Genomic DNA, 24,910 nt, shown 5'->3' on the forward strand with positions numbered 1-24,910 from the left:
GTGGTGTGCGTGAGCACCTGCTTTAGGGAGAGTCCGTGACGTCAGCCCCCCTTGCCGCCCGGCTCGGCATTCCCAGCGGGCCACTGTTCTTCCCCGTGACGGCGTACGGCCCCGACGGCGCCCTCGATCTCGACGTCTACCGCGCGCACGTCCGGCGCGGGGTCGAGGCCGGTGCCGCCGCCGTGTTCGCCTGCTGCGGCACCGGGGAGTTCCACGCGCTCACCCCCGAGGAGTTCCAGGACTGTGTACGGGCGGCCGTGGCGGAGACGGCCGGTCGGGTGCCGGTCGTCGCGGGCGCGGGGTACGGGACCGCGCTCGCCGTACGGTTCGCGCGGCTCGCCGAGGAGGCCGGGGCCGACGGACTGCTCGCCATGCCGCCGTACCTGGTGGTCGCGGATCAGGAGGGGCTGCTGCGGCACTACCGGGAGCTCGCCGCCGCCACCTCGCTGGACGTCATCGTGTACCAGCGCGACAACGCCGTGTTCACGCCCGAGACCGTGGTCGAGCTGGCTCGCACGGAGCGGATCATCGGCCTCAAGGACGGGCAGGGCGATCTGGAGCTGATGCAGCGGATCGTGAGCGCGGTGCGCAGTGAAGTGCCGGGAGAATTCCTGTACTTCAACGGGCTGCCGACCGCCGAGCTGACGGGGCTCGCGTATCGGGGGATCGGGATCACGCTGTACTCGTCCGCGGTCTTCTGCTTCGCGCCCGAGATCGCGTCGGCGTTCCACCGCGCGCTGAACGACGGGGACGACGCTGTCGTGAACCGGTTGCTGGACGGGTTCTACCGGCCGTTCGTGGATCTGCGCTCGCAGGGGCGCGGCTACGCCGTGTCGCTCGTCAAGGCGGGGGTGCGGATGCGGGGACTGGACGTGGGCGAGGTGCGGCCGCCGCTGCGCGAGCCGAGCGAGGACCACGTCAAGCAGCTCGCACAGCTGATCGAGCGCGGGTATGCGTTGCTGGAGTCGGCGGGAGCCGAAGGGGCGGGGGAGGGCGCGTGAAGGCGTCGGCATTCGTCTATCCGTGGGACGTCGTCGGGGATCCGGGGGCGGCCGAGTGGATCGCCGGGCTCGGCGTGCAGCAGGTGACGCTCGCGTCCGCGTACCACTCCACGCGCGCGTTGACCCCTCGCCACCCCCGGCACCGGATCGTGACGGCGTCGCACGCGGCCGTCCTGTACCCGGTGGACGACGCGCGGTGGGAGGGACGCGCGCTGCGGCCGTACGCCGCCGGGGACTGGGCGCCCGGCGACGCGTACGGGGAGGCCGCCGCCGCGCTCGCCGAAGCCGGGCTGGACGTCCACACCTGGGTGGTCCTCGCGCACAACTCCCGGCTGGGGGCGGAGCATCCGGCCACGTCCGTCGTCAATGCGTACGGGGACCGGTACGAGTGGGCGCCGTGCATCGCCCAGGCCGATACGCGGGCGTATCTGATCGACCTGGCGGTGGAGGCGGCGGTGCGCCCCGGGGCCCGGGGTACGGAGCTGGAGTCGCTCGGCTGGTACGGGGTTTCGCATCTGCACGCCCACGACAAGATCGGCGGGGTGGGGCTCGGGGATGCCGGGCAGTACCTGATGTCGTTGTGCTTCTGCGTGACCTGCGGGGACGGGTACGGAGGGTACGGGCTCGACGCGGACGACTTGGCGTCGGCGGTCCGGGAGGCGCTGGAACCGGTGTGGCGGGGTGCGGTGCCCTCGGACGGCGGCTGGCCGGAGATCGAGAAGCTGCTCGGAAGCGAGGTCGCGGGCGCCACGCGCGCGTGGCGTGAGGGCGTGGCCCGTTCGCTCCAGGAGGCGACCGTCGCGGCGGTACGAGCGGCCGCGCCGGCCGGGTTCCAGGTGCTGCTGCACGCCGATCCCGTGTCGTACCACTGCGGCGCGAACGCCGGGGTCGATCCCGGGCACATTCTGTCCGTGGTGGACGGGGTGGTGGTGCCGTGTACGGGTGGGGCGGGGGTGTTGACGCCGTTCGCGGAACAGGTGAGGGCCGGCGTTGACGCCGGTGCTGTCCTTGCCGCCAACTTCACGGTTGTGTCGGGGATGGGGGGTAGTCCGGGCACGCTGGCTGACGACGTGGCTCGGGCGGCTTCCCTGGGGGCGAATGAACTGCGGCTGTATCACGCGGGGTTGGCTTCGGACGGGGATCTTGAGGTGGTGCGGGGGGTGTTGGCGGGGGTGAGTTGAGCGCCGTTTTGGTAGGGCGCGGTCTACGCGGCGTCGGGAACTTGGCAGACGCCGACTGCATCGCGGCACAGCGGTAGGACCGCATCGCGATACCCCTCTACGCTGCGTCGCAGCTGGCTGTCTGTGACTGAGCTTGAAGGTGCGACAGGGATCAGGCGGCCAGCGACGGTGGCGCGATCGTCCGTGCTCGGTCGTAAAGGTCGAGCGCCGTCGCGTTCTTCAGATGGGGGCGCAAGAGGCCGAACATCGCCTTCACACGGTCGTCGGCGTGGGCGGATTGCACCTTCGGGTAGTCGTCGAGGGCCTGGTGCCAGGTGGCGCACGCCGCTTCCAGGTGGCCGAGTTCCAGCTGCCGCTCAGCCAACAGGCCACGGCGGTGTACTCGTGTGCGCTGGTACATGGTGGGGCGGAGCCGGTCCGCTTATTGCATAGCTTCGACGGCTCCGGCCCTGTCACCGAGTTCGTAACGTACCTGGCTGACGTGGTAGTTGAGCGACGAGGGGTCGTACGAGCCAAATGCCTTTCCGCGTGACTCGGCGCGGTCCATGGCCGCCTCGGCCTCCCGGATGTAGCGCAGGGCGCCAGTGCGGTCGCCGGTCTGCGCGGCGGCATGCGCCTGCTGACCGGCGAGGAAGGCCCGCATCCGAGGCCCGGCCTGTGGCGAGGCGGCGGAAGTGGCGTCGGCCAGGTCCGGCAGCCGTACCGCTGCGGGAGGCGACTGCCGGGCCCTGGCGTGGGAGTTGGTCAGGTTTCGGGCCGGTAGAGGAAGCGGAAGCAGAGCTGCATGAGGCGGACGAAGTCGGCTGGTTCGGGCGGCGGGTAGTCGTGCTCGACCAGTACGTCGGCGAGGTCGGCGATCAACCCGAAGCAGAGCCGGGAGTCAGTCCCCTCATCCGGCAGCGGGTAGGCGCCGGCTCGCAGGGCCCGTTGTACGGCCGTGTCCGTCACAGGCAGGCCGAGCCCGGCCGCGAAGCTGGCGGCAGGCTCGCTGGCGCCGGATGCGGGAGGGGTGTCATCGGCGGTCATTTCACAGCCTCCAGGGCGTCGGCGCGGTAGACGACGCCTTCGGAGAGCTGGTCGGCGGTGAACATCCGGGCCCAGGGGGTGGCGGTGAGGTTGACCGGGGTGACGGGCTGGCCGACGGTGAGGTTCTTGGACAGGCCGTTCTCGGGGACCGTGAGCTTGAGGATCTGGGCGCGGCCGTCGGCGGTCTCTGCGAGGGAGACGGTGAACAGCAGCTGGCCGGACTCGCGGTGTTTGGCGATCTCGCCGGTCTCTGTGTTGCGGACCTTGGGGGCGGGCGGGGTGATGACCAGGTAGACGGCGCCCTCGGTGCGGACGCGGATGATGGTTGCGGGCATGACGGAGTACCTCCTGGCGGAAGGCATGGCTGGGGTGGGGAAGCGCGATCCGGCCGGAGCCGGGTCGGTTGCTGGTCGTCGAGGTTCGCTCCGTGTGGAGGTGTCCGCAAGGGGCTCGCGGATAGTCGTACAACTCGTGACCAGGGACGTCGTCCGTGCTGGTCGGGTAGGGGCGATGGGGTGGACACGATGGCCGAGTCCGGTGCGGTCCGGAGCGGCGAGCGAGACGAAGGGTGGCCGGGTGAGCGGGCTGGACCGGGAGGCCGGGAAAACTCCCCTCACTATCTAAGGAGAATTGATCATGCTGGGAGTGCCATCGCGGCGGGAGTCGTGACCACCACGTGACCGATCCGGGTCCGCCTCGGTGGCAGCGGAGGAGCGGGGGAGAGGAGTCCTCTCACCTGTAATAGGAGGATTGACCAGGCTGGATTGACATCCCGGCCGGGATCGTTACCTCGCCGTAACCGATCCGCGGCCCCACCCCAGACGGCTGGCTCACGGCGCCTCTGGCCCTCGCCACCAGGCCCGATCCGGCAGCTCTTCCCGGGCGCGGAGACCGACGTTAGTCCTGGGATTCGGGTGATCGTGCTCAGAGTTTCCTTACTTGTATCAAGGGCCCGGCCCGCCCTTGGCGGGCCGGGTTGCGGGCGCGGGCTGATCGGGCGGTGAGGTGCCGCTGATCCGCCGCGCGCGGTCCCCGGCCCCTGGGTGAATGCTGGTGGGGCCTGCCCGGGGCCTCGCGCGTCGGACCAGCGTCCCTCCCACCGCCCGACCATCCACACGCGCCCGCACCCACACACCGACCAGGCCATGACCCTGATCCTCGTACGGAAGCCTCCGGTGGATCACCGAAACCGAGTCCGGCGGCGTACCCGAGAAGGGGCGACGTGTGGGCCGGGGCGGGGGCCGAGGGCACCTCGAGCCACCCGCCCGGCGCGGGACCCGCGCCGGCCGCATTCCGGGGGCCACGGAGTGAAACCACGGTCAGGGGACAAGCCCCACCCCGTTCGCGGGCGAGCGTATGGCCCCCGGAACACGACCGGCCCCACACCGGACAGGACCCCGACCCAAGGTCCCCCCCAACCCCCGCGAGCACACCTGACAGGACCCGGAACGGGAGGTCAAAGAGCCAGGACAGGGCATCCGCAGGCGTGCCAGACTTGAGTCATGACGGCAGCACACGACTTCGAAGACCTGCGATATGCGCTGGAGCACCTCAGCCCGCAGCAGGCCCGACGCCTGCGCCTGATCATCAGCCAGGACGAAGAACTCGCCGAAGCACTCCCTGTCCGAGAGGACGAGACGGACGAAGAGGCGGAGAGCAGCGAGGTCTCGCCAGGGCTGCGCGCCCTGTTCGGCAGCATCCACGCACCGTCCGACTTCGGCGAGAACCACGACCACTACACGCGTGAGCGCATGGAACGACGCCTGGGCCTCGCCGAGTGATCACAACGACCGTGCTCGACACCGGGCCGCTCCTGTCCGCCTTCAACGCCGACGACAAGCACCACACTCGATGCGTGGACTTCTTCACCCGGCACCGAGGGCGCAAGATCCTCCCAAGCCCGGTCTTCGCCGAGGTCAGCTGGAACCTTGAACGATGGCCCCAGGTCGAAGCTGCCTTCGTCAACGAGGTCATCCTGGGCACATTCGAACTCGTCGAGCTGACCAAGGACGACCTCCGCCGCGTGAGCGAACTGGTCCTGCAGTACGCCGACTTCCCCCTCGGTGCGGTCGACGCCTCAGTGATCGCTGTCGCCGAACGCCTCGGCGTGGACCACATCGCCACCCTCGACCGCCGTCACTTCACCGTCGTCAAACCGAAGCACGTACCCGCTCTGACGCTCTTGCCGTAGGGAATTGACGGCAACGCTGACGGTGACAACCACGGATTCCGGCGGACAAGCACGAACACCGATTTGCTGTCAACTCGCAGCCTGACCAGCGTAATTGCAGGTGACGCAGCCCCCGCGTCCACACGTACTATGTGCTGGCGGGCGAGACACCGGTCCTCATTCACAACAGCAATTGTGCGACCGATCGCACCAATCCTGGCGGTAGGGTCGCGTCCCGAAGCTTGAAGGCGGCACCCTGCAAGAAGTGGGTGGGCGCGTCTGGGGCTCCCGAGATCCTTCTCGCCTCATAGCGCACGCTCGCCAGCTGAATTGCGCTGCGCCAACCGCAGCCAGGATTTCTGGGGCCTTGGGGCAAGGCCCCCGTCGCCATCGGTCCCAGTGGCCGTACGCGGAGACGCCTCTTTCCGTACCTCTCGCGCTCGTTAGTGTGGCGTCGGTTCTGGGTGGCTGTGGCGTAGAGGAGTCAAGGTCAGTAGGCGAGTCAGGCCCAGGGCGACCAACAGCAGCCGATAATCCACCAGTTCCACCAGGCCCGCGCCGATGGCGAGGCCGAGGGCGTTCGGGGCGTACATGAGGGTGTTCGCGGTGGCGGTGGTGCGGCCGAGGAGCGGTGCCGGGGTTTCGCGCTGGACGGCGGTGCAGGCGGCGATCAGGACGCAGGGGAGGCCGACGCCGATCGCCGCGCTGCAGGTCAGGGCCACCGAGTCGGACGGGATCGCGCGGAGGGCGACTGCGACTGCGGTGAGGGCGATGCCGTACATGGCGAAGCGGCGTTCGCCGAGGCGCCGCAGGAGGTGGCCCGAGGCCGGGCCGATCAGTACCGAGCCGGCGCCCTGGACGACGTAGAGGAGGCCGACGTACGTGGGGGAGTGGCCCAGCCCCTCGGCGACGGCGTAGATCGTGGCGCCGTTGAGGCCCGCGAAGAGCATGGTCGTGCCGCCGGCCAGGACGAGCGGCCGGAGCCGCGGGTGACGCCAGAGGTAGCGGGCGCCCTCGGCCGTCCGGGCCCGCCAGTCCGAGGCATCCCGGGCGGGCGGGGCCTCGCGGACCCGCAGCAGCGCGCACATCCCGGCCGCCAGTGCGAACGTCATCGCGTCGAGGAGTGCGACCAGGGCGCCGCCGTACGCCGCGTAGAGGCCCGCCCCGGCGAGCGGAGCCAGCAGTTTCATGCCCTCGTTGGCCGTCATGCGCAGGCCGTTGAAGTCCCCGAGGAGGGTCCTGTCGACCGCCGTGGCCATCAGGGCGGACTCGGCCGCGTCGTGGACGACGCCTGCCGCGCCGTAGATCAGGAGCACGGTGAACAGGATCCAGAGGCGGGCCGAGGTGTTCACGGTGCAGAGGAGCGGCAGGAGCGCGGCCAGCATGAGGTTCGTGCCGATCAGGAGCGGTCGGCGGCGGGTGCGGTCCGCCAGCGTGCCCAGGAGAGGGCCGATGAGCGTGGGCGCCCAGAGGGCGAACACGCACAGGGCCGCCAGGCCGTTCGAGCCCGTCAGGTCCTTGACCCAGATGCCCGACACCAGCCACATCGCCGACGTTCCGAAGCCGGAGACCATCACCGCGGCCAGGTACAAACCCGCGTTGCGGTCACGGAGAACACGCGCCACTGTCCCTGTCATGGGAGGTGATCGTGGTTCTAAGGCGGCGGTCGTGGGATCGGGCAAGTGCCTTAGACGGCGCCGCGCGGAGCGATGAGTTCCGGCCGCCTCCTCGGTCTACCCCTCGAGCGGAGTTTTCGAGGAGCTGAGGAGAAGCGCATGACGACGGACCGGACTCTCGACCTCGGGCCGCAGGCCCTGATCGTGGCGCGCCTCGCGGCGGGGGTCACGGAGGGGCGGCTCGACGGTGCCACGCCTTGTCCCGAGTACGCGGTGCACCACCTGCTCGGGCATCTGAGCGGGCTGGCCGTCGCCTTCCGCGACGCCGGGCGCAAGGACCTGGGGGCCACGACCGACACCAGCCCGAATGCCGCCGTGCCGGACATCGGGCCCGGCTGGCGCGAGACGCTGCCGAGGGTGCTCGACGAGCTCGACGAGGCCTGGCGCGATCCGGCCGCCTGGACCGGGGAGACCCGTGCGGGCGGCGTGCCCCTGCCGGGCGCGGTCGCCGGGGCCGTCGCCGCCGACGAGCTGGTGGTGCACGGCTGGGACTTGGCCCGGGCCACCGGCCAGGAGTACGAGCCCGACGGGGCCGCGCTGCGGGCGGCGTACGGCTTCCTCGTCGCCGCGGCCGAGGATCCCAGCCGGGGAGGGGGGATTTTCGGGCCTGTCGTGGCGGTGCCGGACGGCGCGCCGCTGCTGGATCGGGTGATCGGGCTCAGTGGCCGCGACCCCGGCTGGAAGCCGTAACGCGACCGCGGGGGCGGATGGGAACGAGGCCGATGCCGGGTCCGGCATCGGCCTCTTCGCGTTGCGGAGGCACATGGCTGCGGTGCGGCTGGGGCAGCGGGTACACCGATCAACATCGCGATGGTGAACGCGGGGAACACCGCACGCTCGAGGTCCCCGGACCGGGCCCGCCCCGCAAGTCATCCCAACTTCTTTTGTCAGAAGCGTTGACGAAACACAGGCGCGCTCCTACTTTCATCGCGTCGTACTTCGTACGTCATATATGAGACGCGATACGCGAGATCTCCTACGTGAGATCCGATCCGTGAGATCCGAGAGGCGCGCATGACCTCTGTGCCCATTCCGATCCCGTCCCGCACGCAGTTCGTGCTGGAGGGGATCAAACACCGCATCCTCACCGGGCAGTTGACCCCCGGACAGGCTCTGGTCGAGACCGAGCTCGCCGCGCAGTTCGGGGTGTCGAAGACGCCGGTGCGCGAGGCGCTCAAGACCCTGGCCGGTACCGGACTCGTCATGATGAGCCAGTACAAGGGCGTCACGGTGCGCATGGTGGACGCGGACATGGCGCGCGAGGTGTACGACGTGCGGTTGCTCCTCGAGCCGGAGGCGCTGCGCCGGTCCGTCCGGCGCGGGGCCTCGCTCACCGCCGCGCAGGACGCGCTGACCCGCGCCGACGACGCCTCCGACACCGCCGAACGCTCCCTGGCCAACCGGGAGTTCCACCGCGCCCTGTACGTGCCCTGCGGCAATCCGCTGCTTGGCCGGATGCTCGACGAGGTCCGCGATCAGGCCGCTCTCGTGTCGGCCGTCGCCTGGGCCGCCGACCCGTCCTGGGAGCGGGAGGCGAGCGAGCACCGGGAGATTCTGCGCCTCGCCCTCGACGGTGATGCCGACGGCGCGGCCCGCGCGCTGCACGCCCACATCGCGTCGTTCGTGCACCGTGCCTTCCCCCAGCCCCGGGACGAGGCCCAGGAAGAGGATGGACAGGAATGACAGCGACGTACGAGACCCAGCGGGCGGCGCTCGCCGAGGTCGTGGCGATTCCCGTGACTCCCTTCGCGGAGGACGGGACGATCGATCGCGACACTCACCGGGCTTTGCTGCGTCGGCTGCTCGACGGTGGCGTCCGCACCCTGACCCCCAATGGCAACACCGGTGAGTTCTACGCCCTGACCCCCGAAGAGCGGCAGCTCGTCACGGAGTTGACGATCGACGAGGCGGGCGAGCGGGCCACCGTCCTGGTCGGGGTCGGACACGACGTGCCGACCGCCGTCGCGGCCGCACGGCACGCCCGTGGGCTCGGGGCACAGTTGGTGATGGTCCATCAGCCCGTGCACCCGTACGTCTCGGAGGGCGGCTGGGTCGACTACCACCGGGCGATCGCCGAGTCCGTGCCCGAGCTGGGCGTCGTCCCGTACATCCGCAATCCCCTGCTTCCCGGCATGCGCCTCGCCGAGCTCGCCGACACCTGCCCGAACGTCGTCGGCGTGAAGTACGCGGTCCCGGACGCCGCCCGCTTCGCCGCCTTTGCCCGGGACGCGGGACTCGAACGGTTCGTGTGGGTCGCGGGGCTCGCCGAGCCGTACGCCCCCTCGTACTTCTCCGCGGGCGCCACCGGCTTCACCTCCGGGCTCGTGAACGTCGCCCCGTCCGTTTCGCTGAACATGATCGAAGCGCTTCGATCCGGTGACTTCCCGGCCGCCATGAAGGTCTGGGAGCAGATCCGCCGCTTCGAGGAGCTGCGCGCGGCCGACGCCTCCGCCAACAACGTCACCGTGGTCAAGGAAGCCCTCGCCTCGCTCGGCCTGTGCCGCCGCGAGGTACGGCCCCCGAGCAAGGAACTGCCCGAGTCCGAGCGCGCGGAAGTCGCCGCCATCGCCGCGGGGTGGTCCATATGAGCGCCCCTAGAAGAGGTGAGCCGAAACGTCCGGAGGAACTCCGCAGCCACCAGTGGTACGGCAGCGGCGTCTCGTCGGGTCTGCGCTCCTTCAGCCACCGGGCCCGCACGCGCCAGCTCGGCTATCTGCCCGAGGAGCACCTGGGCAAGCCGGTCATCGCCATCCTGAACACCTGGTCCGACATCAACCCGTGCCATGTGCACCTGCGGGACCGCGCGCAGGCCGTGAAGCGGGGGGTGTGGCAGGCGGGGGGCTTCCCGCTGGAGTTCCCGGTCTCCACGCTCAGCGAGACCTTCCAGAAGCCGACCCCGATGCTGTATCGCAACCTGCTCGCCATGGAGACCGAGGAGCTGCTCCGGTCGTACCCCGTGGACGGTGCCGTGCTGATGGGCGGGTGCGACAAGTCCACGCCCGCGCTGCTGATGGGCGCCGCCTCCGTCGACCTGCCGGCCGTGTTCGTGCCCGCCGGGCCCATGCTGCCCGGCCACTGGCGCAATGAGGTCCTCGGCTCCGGCACGGACATGTGGAAGTACTGGGACGACAAGCGCGCCGGGCTCATCGGTGACTGCGAGATGACCGAACTGGAGAGCGGACTCGCCCGCTCGCCCGGTCACTGCATGACCATGGGTACGGCGTCCACGCTCACGGCCGCCGCCGAGGCGCTCGGGGTGACGGTTCCCGGCGCGTCCAGCATCCCCGCCGTCGACTCCGGCCATGACCGGATGGCGGCCGCGGCCGGCCTCAGGATCGTCGAACTCGTCCGCCAGGACCGGAAGTTGTCCGACATCCTCACCGAGGACGCCTTCGCGGACGCGGTGACGACGGTGCTCGGACTCGGCGGCTCCACCAACGCCGTGATCCACCTGATCGCCATGGCCGGACGGGTCGGCGTCACGCTCACGCTCGACGACTTCGACCGGATCGCGCGGACCGTACCCGTGCTCGCCAACGTCCGGCCCGGTGGCCGGAAGTACCTCATGGAGGACTTCCACTTCGCGGGCGGCCTGCCCGGGTTCCTGTCGCGGATCACCGATCTGCTGCACCTGGACCGGCCGACGGTGTCGTACGACAGCATGCGCGAGCAGCTGGCGGGCGCCCTGGTGCACGACGACGACGTCATCCGGACCAGGGAGAACCCCGTCGCGGCCGAGGGCGGAGTCGCCGTCCTGCGCGGCAACCTCTGCCCCGACGGCGCGGTCATCAAGCACATCGCCGCCGAACCGCAGCTGCTCAAGCACACCGGGTCCGCGGTCGTCTTCGACGACTACAAGACCATGCAACGGACCATCAACGACCCGTCCCTCGGCATCACCGCGGACAGCGTGCTGGTGCTGCGGAACTCCGGACCCAAGGGCGGTCCGGGCATGCCCGAGTACGGGATGCTGCCCATCCCCGACCACCTGCTGAAGCAGGGTGTACGGGACATGGTGCGGATCTCCGACGCCCGTATGAGCGGGACGAGTTACGGCGCCTGTGTGCTGCACGTGGCACCCGAGTCCTACGTCGGCGGACCGCTCGCCCTGGTGCGCGGCGGGGACACGATCACCCTCGACGTCGAGGCGCGGTCGCTCCAACTCAACGTGGACGACGTGGAGTTGGAGCGGCGCAGGGCGGAGTGGACGGCGCCGCCCGAACGGTACGAGCGCGGCTACGGAGCGCTCTACAACGAGCAGATCACCCAGGCGGACACCGGCTGCGACTTCGCGTTTCTGGCCCGGCCGGGCAAGGTGCAGGACCCGTACGCGGGCTGACGGCACGTACGTACGGCCACGCCTACGTCGGCCGATATTTCGAACACCGTATGCGAAGCGCTTCAACCAACTGTACCGAGCAAGCGCTTTCTGGAGCACCACAGCAAGCGTTCCACGGCACCCGCCAGAACGGAGAACTGTCATGGCCCAAGCCGCAGTCGTGGCGAAACAGCCCGCGCCACCCCGGCGGCGCCGTGGCTCGGCGACGCCCCGCAGGCTCCCGTATCTGCTGATCGCCCCCGCGGGGCTGCTGATGCTGGGTTTCATCGCCTACCCGGTCATCAGCGTCTTCTACTACAGCTTGCAGAACTACAACCCGACCAAGCCGTGGCGCAACGGCTTCGCGGGCTTCGACAACTTCGTGCACGCCTTCACCGACGACCCGCAGTTCTGGGACACGCTGACCTTCAGCGCCAAGTGGGTCGTCGTGGAAGTCGGGTTGCAGCTCCTCTTCGGGCTGGCGCTCGCACTCATCGTCAACCAGACCTTCGTCGGCAGGGCGGTCGGCCGCGCGCTGGTCTTCTCGCCGTGGGCCGTCTCCGGTGTGCTGACCTCCGCGATCTGGGTGTTGCTCTACAACTCCCAGACCGGCATCACCCGTTACCTCGCGGACGCGGGGATCGGGCAGTACGGCACCAGCTGGCTGTCGGACACCTCCACCGTCTTCCCGGCGGCCGTGGTCGCCGACCTGTGGCGCGGTGTCCCCTTCTTCGCGATCCTGATCCTCGCCGACCTCCAGTCCGTCTCCAAGGACCTCTACGAGGCCGCCGAGGTCGACGGCGCCAGCCGCTTCCAGCAGTTCCTGCACATCACGCTGCCGCACCTGAAGGACGCCATCATCCTGTCCACGCTGCTGCGCGCGGTGTGGGAGTTCAACAACGTCGACCTGCTCTACACGTTGACGGGCGGTGGTCCCGCGGGCGAGACGACGACACTCCCGCTCTACATCGCCAACACCAGCGTCGACGCGCACAACTTCGGCTACGCGTCCGCACTGACCACGGTCGCCTTCGTGATTCTGCTGTTCTTCTCGATGGTCTATCTGCGACTGAGCAAGTTCGGAGGCGGGGACAAGTGATCACCGAGGACGCCACGATCAGCGCCCCGGCGGCGCCCGCCCCGATGGCCGACGAGCCCCGGCCGCGCCCGCGCAAGAAGCGCCGCGCCTGGGACGAGGTCCCGCGCTGGCAGATCTACCTCCCGCTCGGCATCTATCTGCTCTTCACCCTGATCCCCTTCTACTGGATCCTGCTCTTCGCCCTGCGTCCGGCCGGCTCGACCTCGCTGGTGCCGTGGCCCATGACCTTCGAGCACTTCGACAAGGTGTGGACCGAGCGAAGCTTCGGGACCTACTTCCAGAACAGCGTGCTCATCGCCCTCGCCACGCTGGTGATGACCACCGTCGTCGCCCTCGCCGGCGGCTACGCCCTCGCCCGCTTCGACTTCAAGATCAAGCGCGGCTTCATGCTGGCGCTGCTCTGCTCGCAGTTCGTACCGGGCGCGCTGCTCCTCGTCCCGCTCTTCCAGATCTTCGCCGAGCTTCAGATGATCAACTCGCTGGGCAGCGTCATCATCGCCGAGACGGTCTTCCAGCTGCCGCTGTCGATGATCCTCATCAGCGGGTTCATCAGGAACGTCCCGTACTCCCTCGAAGAGGCCGCCTGGGTGGACGGCTGCAACCGCTTCACCGGCTTCAGGATCGTCGTACTCCCGCTGCTGCGGCCCGGGCTGATCGCCGTCGGCTCCTTCGCCTTCGTGCACGCCTGGAACCACTTCCTGTTCGCCCTGATGTTCCTCAGCGACCAGAGCAAGCAGACGATCCCCGTCGGCCTCAACACCCTGATGAGCTCCGACAGCGTCGACCTGGGCGCGCTCGCCGCCGGTGGCATCATCGCCGCGGTCCCCGTCGTCATCGTCTTCGCCTTCATCCAGAAGTGGCTGATCACCGGCTTCAGCGCGGGGGCGGTAAAGGGATGAGAATCCGTCGATTCGTGCCTGTGGTGGTCCTGTCGGTCCTGCTCGGCGCACCGGGTGCGCACGCCGAGGTCCGTGACATCAGCCGCGACACCCTCGCGACCGACGACGGCTGGGCCGCCGCCGACGGCGGTACCACGGGCGGCGCCGCCGCGGACGACGCCCATGTGTTCACCGTACGCACCCGTGCCGAACTGGCCCGCGCCCTCGACCGCGGCAGCGCCACCCCGAAGATCATCAAGGTCGCCGGGACGATCGACGCCAACACCGACGACGCCGGCCGTCATCTGGACTGCGACGACTACCAGCGGGACGGCTACGACCTGAAGAGGTACCTCGCCGCGTACAACCCCCGCACCTGGGGCGCGGCGAAGCCGAGCGGCGCACAGGAGGACGCCCGCCAGGCCTCCGCCGCCGCGCAGGCCGAGCGGATCGTGCTTCCCGTCGGATCGAACACCACGCTCGTCGGCCTCGGCTCCGGCGCCGTGCTCAAGGGCGCGAGCCTCCAGGTCAAGAACGCGGACAACGTCATCGTCCGCAACCTCGAACTCCTCGACGCCTACGACTGCTTCCCCGTCTGGCAGCCCAACACCGGCGGCCTGGGCGACTGGAAGACGGCGTACGACACCCTCTGGCTGAACGGCGCCACCCACGTCTGGGTCGACCACATCACGGCGAGCGACGAGGGCCACCCCGACGCGAAGGAGCCCACCTACTTCGCCCGCAACTACCTGCGCCACGACGGCCTGTTGGACATCACGAGCGGCTCCGACCTGGTCACCGTCTCCTGGAGCCGGTTCGCCGGCCACGACAAGGCGATGCTCATCGGCAACAGCGACTCGGCCACCGGAGACCGAGGCAGACTTCGCGTCACCCTGCACCACAACGAGTTCGACTCCGTGGTCCAGCGCGCGCCGCGCGTCCGCTTCGGACAGGTGCACGCCTACAACAACCGGTACCTGGTCCCCGCCGACGCCGAGTACCGCTACTCGCTCGGTGTCTCCACCGAGTCGGCGCTCTACGCCGAGAACAACGCCTTCACCACCCCCGGCCACGTCGAGGCCGCCGACCTCGTGAAGAGCTGGAACGGCACCGCCCTGCACCAGACCGGGACGCTCTTCAACGGCTTCCCCGTCGATCTACTGGCCATCTACAACGCGTACAACTCCGGCAGCGAGCGGGACCTGACGGCCGATGGGGGCTGGACGCCCACGCTGCACGGGACCATCGACAGCGCCCGGCAGGCCGACCGCGACGTGGCGCGCGGCGCGGGCGCGGGGAGGATCCGATGAGCACCCGAGCACTGGACTTGCCCCTGCCCGTCGTTCTCGCGGGCGCGCGAGGACACGGCCGCTGGCATCTGCAGAACATCCGCCGACTCCAGGACAAAGGACTGGTGCGACTGGCGGGTATCTGCGAGCTGACGCCGCTCACGGACGAGGAACTCGACGGACCGGGGTCACCCGAACAGTCCGCCGACTTCGCCTCCCTCCTCGACTCCACGGGCGCCGCGATCGCCGTGATCTGCACGCCCATCCCGACCCACACCGACCTGGCGCTGATCGCCGCCGACCAGGGCGTACACCTGCTGCTGGAGAAGCCGCCCGCGCCGTCGTACGCCGAGTTCCGGCGCATGGCCGACGGGGTCGCGGCGGCCGGGATCGTCTGTCAGATCGGCTTCCAGTCGCTCGGCTCGCACGCCGTGCCGGCGATCCGGGAATTGATCACGGCGGGCGTGGTCGGCACGGTGGTCGGGGTCGGCGGGGCAGGGGCCTGGGCGCGCGACGAGGCGTACTACCGGCGGGCGCCGTGGGCGGGCAAGCGCAGGCTGAACGGCGTGGACGTGGTCGACGGCGCGCTGACCAACCCCCTCGCGCACGCCGTCGCCACCGCCCTCGCGCTGGACGGTGCCACCCGGGCCGAGGACATCACCGCGATCGAGACCGAACTGCTGCGCGCCAACGCCATCGAGTCCGACGACACCTCGTGCGTCCGCGTCACCACCGCGCACGGCCGCCGCGTCACCGTCGCTGCCACGCTCTGCGCCGAGCGGCCCGACGAGCCGTACGTCCTGGTGCACGGCAGCAGCGGCCGGATCACCTTCTGGTACAAGCAGGACCGCGTGCTCGTGCAGCGGTCCGGGCACGGCCCGCAGGAGATCGAGTACGGCCGGACGGACCTGCTGGAGAACCTGGTCGCGCATCTGACGGACGGCGCGGAGCTGCTGGTCACGCCGGAGTCGACGGGCGCCTTCATGAAGGTCGTGGAAGCGATTCGACAGGCGCCCGACCCGGTCGCGCTGCCCGCCGAGGCCTGGGACCTGATCCCCGAGGAGAACCGCCGCGTCGTGCACGGCATCGACGGACTCGTCGCGGCCGCCGCCGACACCCTCGCCCTCTACTCCGAGCTGGGCGCCTCGTGGGCGGTACCCGGTGAGGCACTCTCGAACGAGGTGAGCACCCGATGAACCAGACGATGAGCAACGACGCACTGGTCCTGCGGGTCGCGGGCCGCCCCGTCGGCCGCTACATCACCCGGCCCGAACTGCCGCCCCGGCTCTCGCCGCGTCCGTACGTCCATCCCGTCACCACGCTCGCCGGCACGGCTGTCACCGAGCTCAGCCCCGCCGACCACGCACACCACCTCGGCGTCGGTGTCGCCGTCCCCGACGTCGAGGGGCACAACTTCTGGGGCGGGCGCACCTATGTGCGCGACCGGGGGCCCACCGAGCTCGTCAACCACGGCGCGCAGCGGCACGCGGGCTTCCAGCTGTGCGACCCGGACGGCTTCGTGGAGGAGCTGCGCTGGGTGGCCGCGGGCGGCGAGCTGCTGCGTGAGCGTCGCACGGTCGCCGTGACCGAACTGGCCGACACCGCATGGGCGTTGGACTTCACGTTCTCCCTCACCAACACCACACACCACGGGCTCTCCATCGGCAGCCCCGCCACCAACGGGAGGCCGGGCGCGGCCTACGGCGGCTTCTTCTGGCGGGCCCGCAAGGAGGCCGAGGCGCCTCGTGTCTTCACCGCCGACGCCGAGGGGGAGGAGGCGGTGCACGGCACCCGCGCCGACTGGCTCGCCCTCGCGGGCGCCAACTGGACCCTGGTCTTCGCCGGGGCCACCGAGGCGACCCGCCGCGACCCGTGGTTCGTACGCACCACCGAGTACCCGGGCGTCGGCTCGTCCCTCGCGCACGACGAGCGGCTGCCGGTCGCGGCCGGTGAGACGGTCGTACGCCGTGTCGTCACCGTCGTCGCGGACGGCGGCCTCGACCGGGTCGAAGCCGCGGCCCTGGTCCGCAAGGCGGTGAGCCCGTGATCCCCTCCTCCGACCTCGGCGACGGCACCTACCGCAACCCCGTCCTCGACGCCGACTGGTCCGACCCCGACCTGCTCCGTGTGGGCGACGACTTCTACCTCACCGCCTCCAGCTTCGGCCGCGCCCCCGGCCTGCCGCTGCTGCACTCCCGCGACCTGGTCAACTGGACGCTCGTCGGCCACGCGCTGCAACGCCTGGAGCCCGCCCGCGAGTTCAGGAAGCCCCGGCACGACTGCGGGGTGTGGGCGCCGTCCCTGCGCCACCACGACGACCGCTTCTGGATCTTCTGGGGCGACCCCGACCACGGCATCTTCCAGGTCAACGCCCCCGAGATCAGAGGCCCTTGGACCCGGCCGCACCTGGTCAAGGAGGGCAAGGGGCTCATCGACGCCTGCCCGCTGTGGGACGAGGAGAGCGGCGAGGCCTATCTCGTGCACGCCTGGGCCAAGTCCCGATCAGGCGTGAAGAACCGGCTCACCGGGCACCGTATGCGCCCCGACGGCACCGGGCTGCTCGACGAGGGCAAGGTCATCGTCGACGCCGACCGGATTCCCGGCTGGTTCACCCTCGAAGGGCCCAAGCTCTACCGGCACGACGGCTGGTTCTGGATCTTCGCGCCCGCCGGTGGAGTGGAGACCGGCTGGCAGGGCGCCTTCCGCTCGCGCGGCTTCTTCGGCCCGTACGAGGAGCGGATCGTCCTCGAGCAGGGCGAGACGGACGTGAACGGCCCGCATCAGGGGGGCTGGGTGCGCACGGCGGCCGGCGAGGACTGGTTCGCGCACTTCCAGCAGCGCGGCCCGTACGGGCGTGTCGTCCACCTCCAACCGCTGCGCTGGGGCCCGGACGGCTGGCCGGTGCTCGGCGACGAGGGCGCCCCCGTCGCCGTACACGGGAAACCGGATCTGCCGCGCCAGCCGCTGTCGGCACCGGCCACCGACGACGACTTCCCCGGCGGCCGGTTCGGGCGGCAGTGGCAGTGGACCGCCAACCCTCCCCCACTCTCGGCTTCGCTCGAGCGGGGGGACCCCCATGCCGGCTGGGCCACCCAGCACTCCGGCGACGGGCTGCGACTGAGCTGCGTACGGACGGTGGACGCGCACGATCTGCGCAAGCTGCCGCACGTCCTCACCCAGCGGCTGCCCGGGATCGCCGCCACCGTCGAGGTGGAGTTGCGACTCGACAGCGCGGAGCCGGGCGCACGGGCGGGGCTCGCCGTGCTCGGGGACGCGTTCAGCTGGATCGGGCTCCAGCGCGAGACCGACGGCTCGGTGCGGCTCGTGCACCGGTTCGCCGAGTCCGTCGCCGAGCAGGAGCGCGACGCGGCGCATCCGCAGCCGGCACCCGACGGGCGGGCGCGGCTGTGGATCGAGATCGGCGCTGGGGCGCGCTGCCGCTTCTCCTACGACGTCGGGGGCGGCCGGCAGCCCTCAGGTCCCGTCTTCGCCGCCACCCCCTGGCGCTGGGTCGGCGCCCTGCTCGGACTCTTCGCGCTCGCGCCCGTCGGCGGGGGACACGCCGGCGCGGCCTCGTTCACGCAGTTCCGCATCACCCCAAACCCGGCCCGCTGAGGGGCCGTATCCACTCGTCCGCCTGTTGGGAGCCGCAATGACGCACCTCCATAGCAAGCGCTTGCCAAGACCGGGGTACGGAAGGGTCCTGGCCGCCGTCGTGGGCCTCGTCGCCGCCCTGTGCCTCGGGGCCGCGGGAGAGGCGAGGAGAGTGGCCTGCCGGAGAGAGCGACGCCATCGCCCAAGTCCTGTGCCGCGACACCGAGTTGCCCGCGGCGGTCAAGTCCTCGCCGTGGACGGACATGAGCGGCTTCTCGTGGCGGGACGCCCGCTTCGCCGAGTACCGCACGTACGGGCCCGGCGCCGCCGTCACCGTCGACCGGCCGCAGCTGCCGGACATGGACGCGGCCACGTACACCGTCGCCGACTACCTCGCTGGTACGGACGGTTGGGCGCCGCACGCCCAGCACCGCTGAGCGCCGTCGCTCGGCGGTCCACAGACCCCCACAACTTCACCACCTCGTTGGATCCAGAAGAAGAGAGCCGACCAATGAAGATCAGCATTCGCAGGAGCAGCACAGGCGGGCGCCGCATACCGGTCGCCGTCGCCCTGAGTGCCGCGCTCGCGCTGACCGCCACCGCCTGCGGTGACGACGGCAGCGGCGCGGGCGGTGACGCGGGCGACGAGGGCAGCGGCAAGGGAGAGATCGTCTTCTGGGACAACAACGGCGGTGTGCGCACCGACATCTGGAAGGAGGTCATCGCCGACTTCGAGAAGGCGAACCCGGACATCGACGTGAAGTACGTAGGGGTCGCCTCCACCGAGGTGCAGTCCAAGTACGACACGTCCATCCAGGGCGGCGGGCTGCCGGACGTCGGCGGCGTCGGCGCGGCGATGCTCGCCGGAATCGCCGCCCAGGACGCGCTGGAGCCGCTGGAGGACCGCCTCGCCAAGTCCTCCCTGAACGGCAAGCTCAACGAGAGCATGATCGAGTCGGTGAAGTCGGCCGGTGGCTCCGAGGAGCACATGTACTCGGTCCCGACCTCCGCCAACAACGGTGTCCTCTACTACCGCACCGACCTGTTCGAGGCGGCGGGCCTTGAGGCGCCGACGACCTGGGACGCGTTCTACGAGGCCGCCGACAAGCTCACCGACGCGGGGGACAACAAGTTCGGCTACACGATCCGCGGCGGCGCCGGCTCCATCGCGCAGGCGCTGGACGCGGCGTACGGGCAGTCCGGCATCACGTCCTTCTGGGACGCGAGCGGTGAGAAGACCACGCTCAACGACCCGAAGAACGTGGCGGCGCTGGAGAAGTACGCGGCCCTCTTCAAGAAGACCACTCCGTCCGCCGACCTCAACAACGACTTCACCAAGATGGTCGCCCAGTGGGACTCCGGCACCATCGGCATGCTCAACCACAACCTGGGCTCCTACCAGGACCACGTGAAGGCGCTGGGCCCGGAGAAGTTCCGCGGCATTCCGCAGCCCACCGGCCCCGGCGGCAAGCGCGTGCAGGTGTCCAACCCGGTCGACGGCCTCGGCCTGTTCAAGAGCTCCAAGAACAAGGAGGCCGCCTGGAAGTTCATCGAGTTCGCGTCCTCGCACGAGGAGAGCTCCAAGTTCAACGAGTCGGCGGGCCAGATCCCGGCCAACACCGAGGCCGCCAAGGACGACTGGATCACCAAGGCCGAGCCGACCAAGCTCGCGGCCGAGGCCCTCAACGACGGCTCCACCACGATCGTCCAGCTGCCGTACTACCTGCCGGACTGGAACACCCTCTCCAAGACCGACAACGAGCCGAACTTCCAGAAGGTCCTGCTCGGCGACATGAGCGCGAAGGACTTCCTGGACACGATGGCCGAGCAGCTCAACACGGCGCAGGAGGAGTGGAAGCAGCAGCAGTAGCAGCAGTAGGTCCGGGGTTGGGCTGTGATTCGGCTGCGGGCCTGCTGTGGCTGGTCGCGCCCACGCGGCGGAGCCGCATATGTGAGAGCCCCGCGCCCCTAAAAAACGGGGCGCGGGGGACCATCCCCTCTTGTGAAAGGCACACCGTCGTGTCATTAACCCGCAGACAGGTCACCTCGGCGGCGCTTGCCGCCGTCCCGCTCGCTGTCGCCGCGTCGGCTCCCGCGTTCGCGGCGCCCGCCCCCGGAAAGCACCGCACCCTCTACATCGCCGGTGACTCCACCGCCGCCCAGAAGTACGCCGACGCCGCGCCCGAGACGGGCTGGGGCATGGCGCTCCCGTACTTCTTCCGGGGGGACCTGAAGGTCTCCAACCACGCGCTGAACGGCCGCAGTTCGAAGAGCTTCATCGACGAGGGGCACCTCGACGTCATCTTCGAGGTGATCCGGCCCGGTGACTTCCTCCTCATCCAGTTCGCCCACAACGACGAGAAGTCCGCCGACCCGACGCGCTACACCGAGCCCTGGACGACGTACCAGGACCATCTGCGGCAGTACGTCGACGGGGCGCGGGCCCGGGGCGCGCGGCCGGTGCTGGCCACCGCCGTGGAGCGCAGGAAGTTCGACGTGGTCGGCAACGCTTTGCCGACCCACGGCGACTACCCGGCGGCGATGCGCGCCCTGGCCGAGGACGAGCTCGTCGCGCTGCTCGACATCCAGGCCCTGTCGCTCGCGCTGTGGCAGAAGCTCGGCGTCGAGGAGACCAAGACGTACTTCAACTGGACGGCGACCGAGCAGGACAACACGCACTTCAATCCGCCGGGTGCGATCGCCGTGGCCCGGCTCGTCGTGGCCGAGCTGCTGCACCGGAGGGTGCTCGCGCCCCGGGATGTGCGCCGGCTCGACGAGGAGGTCCCGGAGTCCTGGATCACCTGGCCGGACGCCACCGCGTAACCCCCGTTCCGCACTTCCGCACTTCCCCGCTTCCGCAGAAGGAGAGCCGCACAGTGGACACACAAAGATGGCATGCGCATGCCATAAAAAAGGTGGGGGTGCTGATCGGGTGCACCGCGCTCGTGCTCGCCGTCACCGGTACCACCGCTCAGGCACAGCCCCGCGACCCCGGCCGTCAGACGCTCGCCGCCGGTGACGGCTGGGCCTCCGACGGCACGGGCACCACCGGCGGTGCGGCCGCCGACGCCGCGCACGTCTACACCGTCACCACCTGGGCCGAGTTCAAGGCCGCGTTGGAGGACGGCGGCACCGCGCCGAAGATCATCAAGGTAAAGGGCACGATCGACGCGGTCGCCGAGGGCTGCGACTCCCTGGCGGCGCCCGGCTACGACTTCGACGCCTACCTGGCCAAGTACTCCCCGGAGAGCTGGGGCCTGGACACGGACCTCAGCGCCGAGCCGGACGACAGCCCCGAGGGGCTGCGCCGGGTCTCCGCCGCCAACCAGTCCACGTCCATCAAGGCGAACGTCCCCGCCAACACCACCATCATCGGCGTCGGCAAGAACGCCGGGTTCAAGGGCGCCAGCCTCCAGATCACCCGCGTCGACAACGTCATCGTCCGCAATCTCACCTTCGAGAGCCCCGTGGACTGCTTCCCCCAGTGGGACCCCACCGACGGCTCCACCGGCAACTGGAACTCCGAGTACGACACCGCCGTCGTCTATGGCTCCACCCATGTCTGGCTGGACCACAACACGTTCACCGACGGCACCCACCCCGACAGCGCGGCGCCGACCTACTTCGGCATGCTCTACCAGCAGCACGACGGCGAGCTGGACATCGTCCGGGGCGCCGACTACGTCACCGCCTCCTGGAACGTCTTCACCGAGCACGACAAGACGATCCTGATCGGCAACAGCGACAGCGAGTCGACGGCCGTGGGCGACCGGGGACACCTGAAGGTCACCTTCCACCACAACCTGTTCTCGGGCCTCGTCGAGCGCGCACCCCGGGTCCGCTTCGGCCAGGTCGACTCCTACAACAACCACTTCGTGGCCGACGACACCTACGCCTACAGCTTCGGCATCGGCAAGGAGTCCCAACTCGTCGCCGAGCACAACGCGTTCACGCTGCCTGACGGGATCAGCGCCGCGAAGGTCCTGAAGAAGTGGAACGAAGCGCCGGTCACCGCCGCCGACAACTACGTCAACGGGGCGCCGACGGACCTGATCGCCGTCCACAACGCGGGCATTCCCGCGGAGACGCTGCAGTCCGGGGCCGGATGGACGCCGACCCTGCGGACGAAGGTCGACTCGCCGAAGGCCGTGCCGCGGATCGTCGATCGCGGCGCCGGCGCCGGAAAGATCTGCTGACCCGCCTCCGGCCTGCCTCTGACCCACCTCCGGCCCGCTTCCTGGTCAGGCCGGAGCGGCTCCGCACCCGCCCGTCACCCACGGGCACGCCGCTCCGGCCCCTAGGGGGCTTCTGATGGATCTCCGCGGCGTCGCGACGCCCGGCACGCCCTCTCGCCGCACCGGACAAAAGCCCTAGTAGCTCCGCTACGAGGGCTTCCGCCCGGCACGCCGAGAGCACGCACCGAACGCCGCTCCTTCTCCCACGGAGATCCATCAGAAGCCCCCTAGCCCCCCAGCCCCGCAGAGCCCCGAGGCTCTTGAGCCGCCGCACAGCGAAGGAGTATCGCCATGCTCTCCCGCACCACCACGCCCAACCGCAGAACTTTCCTGGTCGCGAGCGCGGGAGCCGCCCTTGCGCTCGGGCTCTCCGTCCCCGCCCACGCCGGCGCGCGCAGGCCCTTCGGGCGCTACGGTTCGCCCTCGGCCCGCTTCAACGAGCAGAGCCTGTACGTCCATCCCGACGGCCTCGGCGACCACACCACCGTCCAGGCCGCCGTGACCGCGGCGAGCGGCAGTGGATACACGCTGGTCATCGCCCCGGGGACGTATCGCGAGACGGTCGCCGTCAGCGGCGCCCGCACCGAGATGACCTGGATCGGCGCCTCCGAGAACCCGGGTGACGTCGTCATCGTGTACGACAACGCCAACGGCACCCCGAAACCCGGCGGCGGCACCTACGGCACCACCGGATCGGCCACCACGACCGTGCAGGCCGACGGCTTCACCGCTCGCTGGATCACCTTCGCCAACGACTTCCTGCGCGCCGACCACCCCGAGATCACCGGCACCCAGGCCGTCGCCATCAAGGTCCAGGGCGACCGTTCGGCCTTCGTGCAGTGCCGGTTCCTCGGTCACCAGGACACGCTGTACGCCGACTCGATGGCGCTCGGCACGTTCGCCCGCCAGTACTACCGCGACTGCTATGTCGAGGGCGACGTGGACTTCGTCTTCGGCCGGGCCACGGCCGTGTACGAGCGCTGCCACTTCCGTACCCTGAACCGCACCGACCTGGCCGGGGCCCCGTACGGCTTCGTCTTCGCGCCGTCCACCGCCGGCGCCAATCCGCGCGGCTACCTGGTCACCCGCGGCCGGATCAGCAGCGAGGCCCCGGACGCGTACTACAAACTGGCCCGCCCCTGGGTGCCCAGCTCGGACCTCACCGCCGGTCCGATGCTCACCGTCCGCGACACCCGCCTCGCCGCAGGGATCGACGCGGTGGCGCCCTACACCAACATGTCGGACAGCTACCCGTGGCAGGCCCAGCGCTTCGCCGAGTACCGCAACACCGGACCGGGAGCGGCGATCAGCGTCGCGGAAAACAGGCCCCAACTCACCGACGCCGACGCCCGGTCGGCCACCCGCGAGGCCCACCTCGGGGACTGGACTCCGTGGAAGGGGTGCTGAGATGCGCCGACGCGCCTTTCTCACGGCAGGGGCGGCGGGCGTCGCACTGACGGCTCTCGGTGCGACGCCTGCCTTCGCCGGCGGACGCCGGGTGACGCACGTCCGCCCCGGCGACTCCGTGCAGGCGGCCGTGGACGCGGTGACCGGCCCGGGCCGGACGATCGTCGTGCACCCGGGCACGTACCGCGAAGTCGTCACCATCCCGGCGGACTTGGAAGACTTGACCCTGCGCGGCGCCACCCGCGACCCGCGTGACGCGGTCATCGTCCACGACCGTGCCAACGGCACGCAGAAGCCGGACGGTTCCGGGACGTACGGCACCGCGGGCTCCGCCACCTTCACCTCGGCGGCGCCCGGGCTGACCGTCCACGGGCTGACGCTCGCCAACGACTGGCTGCGCGCGGACCACCCGGAGATCACGGGGACGCAGGCGGTGGCGGCGTACGTCACCGGAGACCGCTCGCACTTCTCGCGGGTACGGCTGCTGGCGCACCAGGACACCCTGTTCGCGGACACGACGGCGCTCACGGCCTTCGACCGCCAGTACTACCGCGACTGCTACATCGAGGGCGACGTCGACTTCGTCTTCGGCCGGGCCACGGCCGTCTTCGAACGCTGCCACTTCCACACCCTCGACCGGGACGTCACCTTCAAGCCCGAGGGGATGGTCTTCGCGCCGGCCACGGCCCGCATGAATCCGTACGGCTTCCTGGCCGTCCGGAGCCGGGTCACCTCCGGCGCCGAGAACGGGGCGTACAAGATCGCGCGGCCGTGGGTGCCGTCGTACGAAACGACGGCCTGGCCGTCCCTGGTCGTACGGGAGACGGAGCTGGGCCCCGGCATCGACGCGGTGACGCCGTACATCAACATGCGGGAGGCCTATCCCTGGCAGACCATGCGCTTTCGCGAGTACCGCAACTCGGGCCCCGGCGCGGAGATCACCGTGCCGGAGAACCGTCCCCAACTCACGGACCCGGAGGCCGAGTCGCACACCCGTGCCACGTACCTCGGCGACTGGTGTCCGTGAAGCCACCCC

At 70.2% G+C, this 24,910-nt stretch carries 22 protein-coding genes and 2 pseudogenes; 20 read left to right on the top strand and 4 right to left on the bottom strand.

The window, feature by feature from the left end; translation table 11 throughout:
- The first annotated feature begins 35 nt into the window (after window positions 1-35).
- A complete protein-coding gene (locus ACX28W_RS16510; RefSeq protein WP_458999709.1) occupies window positions 36-1,001 on the top strand; it encodes a 5-dehydro-4-deoxyglucarate dehydratase in 966 nt (321 codons plus the stop codon).
- Window positions 998-2,182 carry a hypothetical protein gene (locus ACX28W_RS16515; RefSeq protein ID WP_458999710.1) on the top strand — a complete coding sequence of 395 codons (1,185 nt, stop codon included), beginning with the start codon at window positions 998-1,000 and terminating at the stop codon, window positions 2,180-2,182. The genes ACX28W_RS16510 and ACX28W_RS16515 overlap by 4 nt, the downstream gene beginning before the upstream one ends.
- A gap of 151 nt (window positions 2,183-2,333) precedes the next feature.
- Here the strand turns inward: ACX28W_RS16515 and ACX28W_RS16520 are convergent.
- The 3 genes and pseudogenes from ACX28W_RS16520 to ACX28W_RS16530 all read right to left on the bottom strand — a co-directional run.
- Window positions 2,334-2,873: pseudogene (locus ACX28W_RS16520) on the bottom strand (transcriptional regulator); the annotation flags it as partial.
- 53 nt (window positions 2,874-2,926) lie between these two features.
- Window positions 2,927-3,208 carry a hypothetical protein gene (locus ACX28W_RS16525; protein ID WP_458999711.1) on the bottom strand — a complete coding sequence of 94 codons (282 nt, stop codon included), beginning with the start codon at window positions 3,206-3,208 and terminating at the stop codon, window positions 2,927-2,929.
- Complete coding sequence (locus tag ACX28W_RS16530; RefSeq protein ID WP_458999712.1) at window positions 3,205-3,543, bottom strand: SCO3933 family regulatory protein; 339 nt, start codon at window positions 3,541-3,543, stop codon at window positions 3,205-3,207. Before ACX28W_RS16530 ends, ACX28W_RS16525 begins: the two co-directional genes overlap by 4 nt.
- 1,167 nt (window positions 3,544-4,710) lie before the next feature.
- Between ACX28W_RS16530 and ACX28W_RS16535 the strand changes: the two genes are divergently transcribed.
- Together ACX28W_RS16535 and ACX28W_RS16540 are read left to right on the top strand one after the other, a co-directional pair.
- Window positions 4,711-4,989: a hypothetical protein gene (locus ACX28W_RS16535; RefSeq protein WP_458999714.1), complete on the top strand. Its 279-nt coding sequence runs from the start codon at window positions 4,711-4,713 to the stop codon at window positions 4,987-4,989.
- A complete protein-coding gene (locus ACX28W_RS16540; RefSeq protein WP_458999715.1) occupies window positions 4,986-5,399 on the top strand; it encodes a type II toxin-antitoxin system VapC family toxin in 414 nt (137 codons plus the stop codon). The genes ACX28W_RS16535 and ACX28W_RS16540 overlap by 4 nt, the downstream gene beginning before the upstream one ends.
- A 422-nt stretch (window positions 5,400-5,821) precedes the next feature.
- On the opposite strand, the gene ACX28W_RS16545 is transcribed toward ACX28W_RS16540, so the two are convergent.
- A complete protein-coding gene (locus ACX28W_RS16545; RefSeq protein ID WP_458999716.1) occupies window positions 5,822-7,015 on the bottom strand; it encodes an MFS transporter in 1,194 nt (397 codons plus the stop codon).
- A 138-nt stretch (window positions 7,016-7,153) separates the two neighbouring features.
- Here ACX28W_RS16545 and ACX28W_RS16550 point away from each other — a divergent pair, with 138 nt between their 5' ends.
- The 16 genes and pseudogenes from ACX28W_RS16550 to ACX28W_RS16625 all read left to right on the top strand — a co-directional run bounded on the left by ACX28W_RS16550 (window position 7,154) and on the right by ACX28W_RS16625 (window position 24,901).
- Complete coding sequence (locus tag ACX28W_RS16550) at window positions 7,154-7,744, top strand: TIGR03086 family metal-binding protein (RefSeq protein ID WP_458999717.1); 591 nt, start codon at window positions 7,154-7,156, stop codon at window positions 7,742-7,744.
- A gap of 324 nt (window positions 7,745-8,068) precedes the next feature.
- The gene (locus ACX28W_RS16555) at window positions 8,069-8,737 is read left to right on the top strand and encodes a GntR family transcriptional regulator (RefSeq protein WP_458999718.1); all 669 of its coding nucleotides are present in this window, start codon (window positions 8,069-8,071) and stop codon (window positions 8,735-8,737) included.
- On the top strand, window positions 8,734-9,642 hold the full coding sequence (locus ACX28W_RS16560; RefSeq protein ID WP_458999719.1) for a dihydrodipicolinate synthase family protein: 909 nt from the start codon (window positions 8,734-8,736) through the stop codon (window positions 9,640-9,642). Before ACX28W_RS16555 ends, ACX28W_RS16560 begins: the two co-directional genes overlap by 4 nt.
- Window positions 9,639-11,393: an L-arabinonate dehydratase gene (gene araD / locus ACX28W_RS16565; protein WP_458999720.1), complete on the top strand. Its 1,755-nt coding sequence runs from the start codon at window positions 9,639-9,641 to the stop codon at window positions 11,391-11,393. Before ACX28W_RS16560 ends, araD begins: the two co-directional genes overlap by 4 nt.
- Window positions 11,394-11,535: 142 nt before the next feature.
- Window positions 11,536-12,471 (top strand): carbohydrate ABC transporter permease, encoded by a 936-nt coding sequence (locus ACX28W_RS16570; RefSeq protein WP_458999721.1) that lies wholly within the window; start codon window positions 11,536-11,538, stop codon window positions 12,469-12,471.
- Between the two features lie 44 nt (window positions 12,472-12,515).
- Window positions 12,516-13,370, top strand: a complete 855-nt coding sequence (locus ACX28W_RS16575) for a carbohydrate ABC transporter permease (protein WP_458999756.1) — start codon at window positions 12,516-12,518, stop codon at window positions 13,368-13,370.
- A complete protein-coding gene (locus tag ACX28W_RS16580) occupies window positions 13,367-14,659 on the top strand; it encodes a pectate lyase family protein (protein WP_458999722.1) in 1,293 nt (430 codons plus the stop codon). The genes ACX28W_RS16575 and ACX28W_RS16580 overlap by 4 nt, the downstream gene beginning before the upstream one ends.
- Window positions 14,656-15,834: a Gfo/Idh/MocA family protein gene (locus ACX28W_RS16585; protein ID WP_458999723.1), complete on the top strand. Its 1,179-nt coding sequence runs from the start codon at window positions 14,656-14,658 to the stop codon at window positions 15,832-15,834. The genes ACX28W_RS16580 and ACX28W_RS16585 overlap by 4 nt, the downstream gene beginning before the upstream one ends.
- On the top strand, window positions 15,831-16,685 hold the full coding sequence (locus tag ACX28W_RS16590) for a DUF6807 domain-containing protein (protein WP_458999724.1): 855 nt from the start codon (window positions 15,831-15,833) through the stop codon (window positions 16,683-16,685). The genes ACX28W_RS16585 and ACX28W_RS16590 overlap by 4 nt, the downstream gene beginning before the upstream one ends.
- Window positions 16,682-18,253: a glycoside hydrolase family 43 protein gene (locus ACX28W_RS16595; protein ID WP_458999725.1), complete on the top strand. Its 1,572-nt coding sequence runs from the start codon at window positions 16,682-16,684 to the stop codon at window positions 18,251-18,253. Before ACX28W_RS16590 ends, ACX28W_RS16595 begins: the two co-directional genes overlap by 4 nt.
- Before the next feature lie 155 nt (window positions 18,254-18,408).
- Window positions 18,409-18,669 (top strand): annotated as a pseudogene (locus ACX28W_RS16600) (pectinesterase family protein); the annotation flags it as partial.
- 74 nt (window positions 18,670-18,743) lie between these two features.
- Window positions 18,744-20,102 (top strand): ABC transporter substrate-binding protein, encoded by a 1,359-nt coding sequence (locus tag ACX28W_RS16605; protein WP_458999726.1) that lies wholly within the window; start codon window positions 18,744-18,746, stop codon window positions 20,100-20,102.
- 149 nt (window positions 20,103-20,251) lie between these two features.
- On the top strand, window positions 20,252-21,055 hold the full coding sequence (locus ACX28W_RS16610) for a rhamnogalacturonan acetylesterase (protein WP_458999727.1): 804 nt from the start codon (window positions 20,252-20,254) through the stop codon (window positions 21,053-21,055).
- A gap of 53 nt (window positions 21,056-21,108) precedes the next feature.
- The gene (locus ACX28W_RS16615) at window positions 21,109-22,428 is read left to right on the top strand and encodes a pectate lyase family protein (RefSeq protein ID WP_458999728.1); all 1,320 of its coding nucleotides are present in this window, start codon (window positions 21,109-21,111) and stop codon (window positions 22,426-22,428) included.
- A gap of 330 nt (window positions 22,429-22,758) precedes the next feature.
- Entirely contained in the window at window positions 22,759-23,874 is a 1,116-nt protein-coding gene (locus tag ACX28W_RS16620) for a pectinesterase family protein (protein ID WP_458999729.1), read from the top strand.
- A gap of 1 nt (window position 23,875) precedes the next feature.
- Window positions 23,876-24,901 carry a pectinesterase family protein gene (locus ACX28W_RS16625; RefSeq protein WP_458999730.1) on the top strand — a complete coding sequence of 342 codons (1,026 nt, stop codon included), beginning with the start codon at window positions 23,876-23,878 and terminating at the stop codon, window positions 24,899-24,901.
- Window positions 24,902-24,910: the final 9 nt, after the last annotated feature.

It is taken from the genome of Streptomyces sp. SD15, from assembly GCF_054462255.1.

Bases quoted from the DNA above. Each gene is read 5' to 3' on its own strand.
- ACX28W_RS16575 (WP_458999756.1), top strand. From the start codon at position 12,516: ATGGCCGACGAGCCCCGGCCGCGCCCGCGCAAGAAGCGCCGCGCCTGG.
- ACX28W_RS16625 (WP_458999730.1), top strand. From the start codon at position 23,876: ATGCGCCGACGCGCCTTTCTCACGGCAGGGGCGGCGGGCGTCGCACTG.
- ACX28W_RS16535 (WP_458999714.1), top strand. From the start codon at position 4,711: ATGACGGCAGCACACGACTTCGAAGACCTGCGATATGCGCTGGAGCAC.
- ACX28W_RS16525 (WP_458999711.1), bottom strand. From the start codon at position 3,208: ATGACCGCCGATGACACCCCTCCCGCATCCGGCGCCAGCGAGCCTGCC.
- ACX28W_RS16580 (WP_458999722.1), top strand. From the start codon at position 13,367: ATGAGAATCCGTCGATTCGTGCCTGTGGTGGTCCTGTCGGTCCTGCTC.
- ACX28W_RS16585 (WP_458999723.1), top strand. From the start codon at position 14,656: ATGAGCACCCGAGCACTGGACTTGCCCCTGCCCGTCGTTCTCGCGGGC.
- ACX28W_RS16605 (WP_458999726.1), top strand. From the start codon at position 18,744: ATGAAGATCAGCATTCGCAGGAGCAGCACAGGCGGGCGCCGCATACCG.
- ACX28W_RS16555 (WP_458999718.1), top strand. From the start codon at position 8,069: ATGACCTCTGTGCCCATTCCGATCCCGTCCCGCACGCAGTTCGTGCTG.
- ACX28W_RS16550 (WP_458999717.1), top strand. From the start codon at position 7,154: ATGACGACGGACCGGACTCTCGACCTCGGGCCGCAGGCCCTGATCGTG.
- ACX28W_RS16590 (WP_458999724.1), top strand. From the start codon at position 15,831: ATGAACCAGACGATGAGCAACGACGCACTGGTCCTGCGGGTCGCGGGC.
- ACX28W_RS16530 (WP_458999712.1), bottom strand. From the start codon at position 3,543: ATGCCCGCAACCATCATCCGCGTCCGCACCGAGGGCGCCGTCTACCTG.
- ACX28W_RS16545 (WP_458999716.1), bottom strand. From the start codon at position 7,015: ATGACAGGGACAGTGGCGCGTGTTCTCCGTGACCGCAACGCGGGTTTG.
- ACX28W_RS16560 (WP_458999719.1), top strand. From the start codon at position 8,734: ATGACAGCGACGTACGAGACCCAGCGGGCGGCGCTCGCCGAGGTCGTG.
- ACX28W_RS16570 (WP_458999721.1), top strand. From the start codon at position 11,536: ATGGCCCAAGCCGCAGTCGTGGCGAAACAGCCCGCGCCACCCCGGCGG.
- ACX28W_RS16620 (WP_458999729.1), top strand. From the start codon at position 22,759: ATGCTCTCCCGCACCACCACGCCCAACCGCAGAACTTTCCTGGTCGCG.
- araD (WP_458999720.1), top strand. From the start codon at position 9,639: ATGAGCGCCCCTAGAAGAGGTGAGCCGAAACGTCCGGAGGAACTCCGC.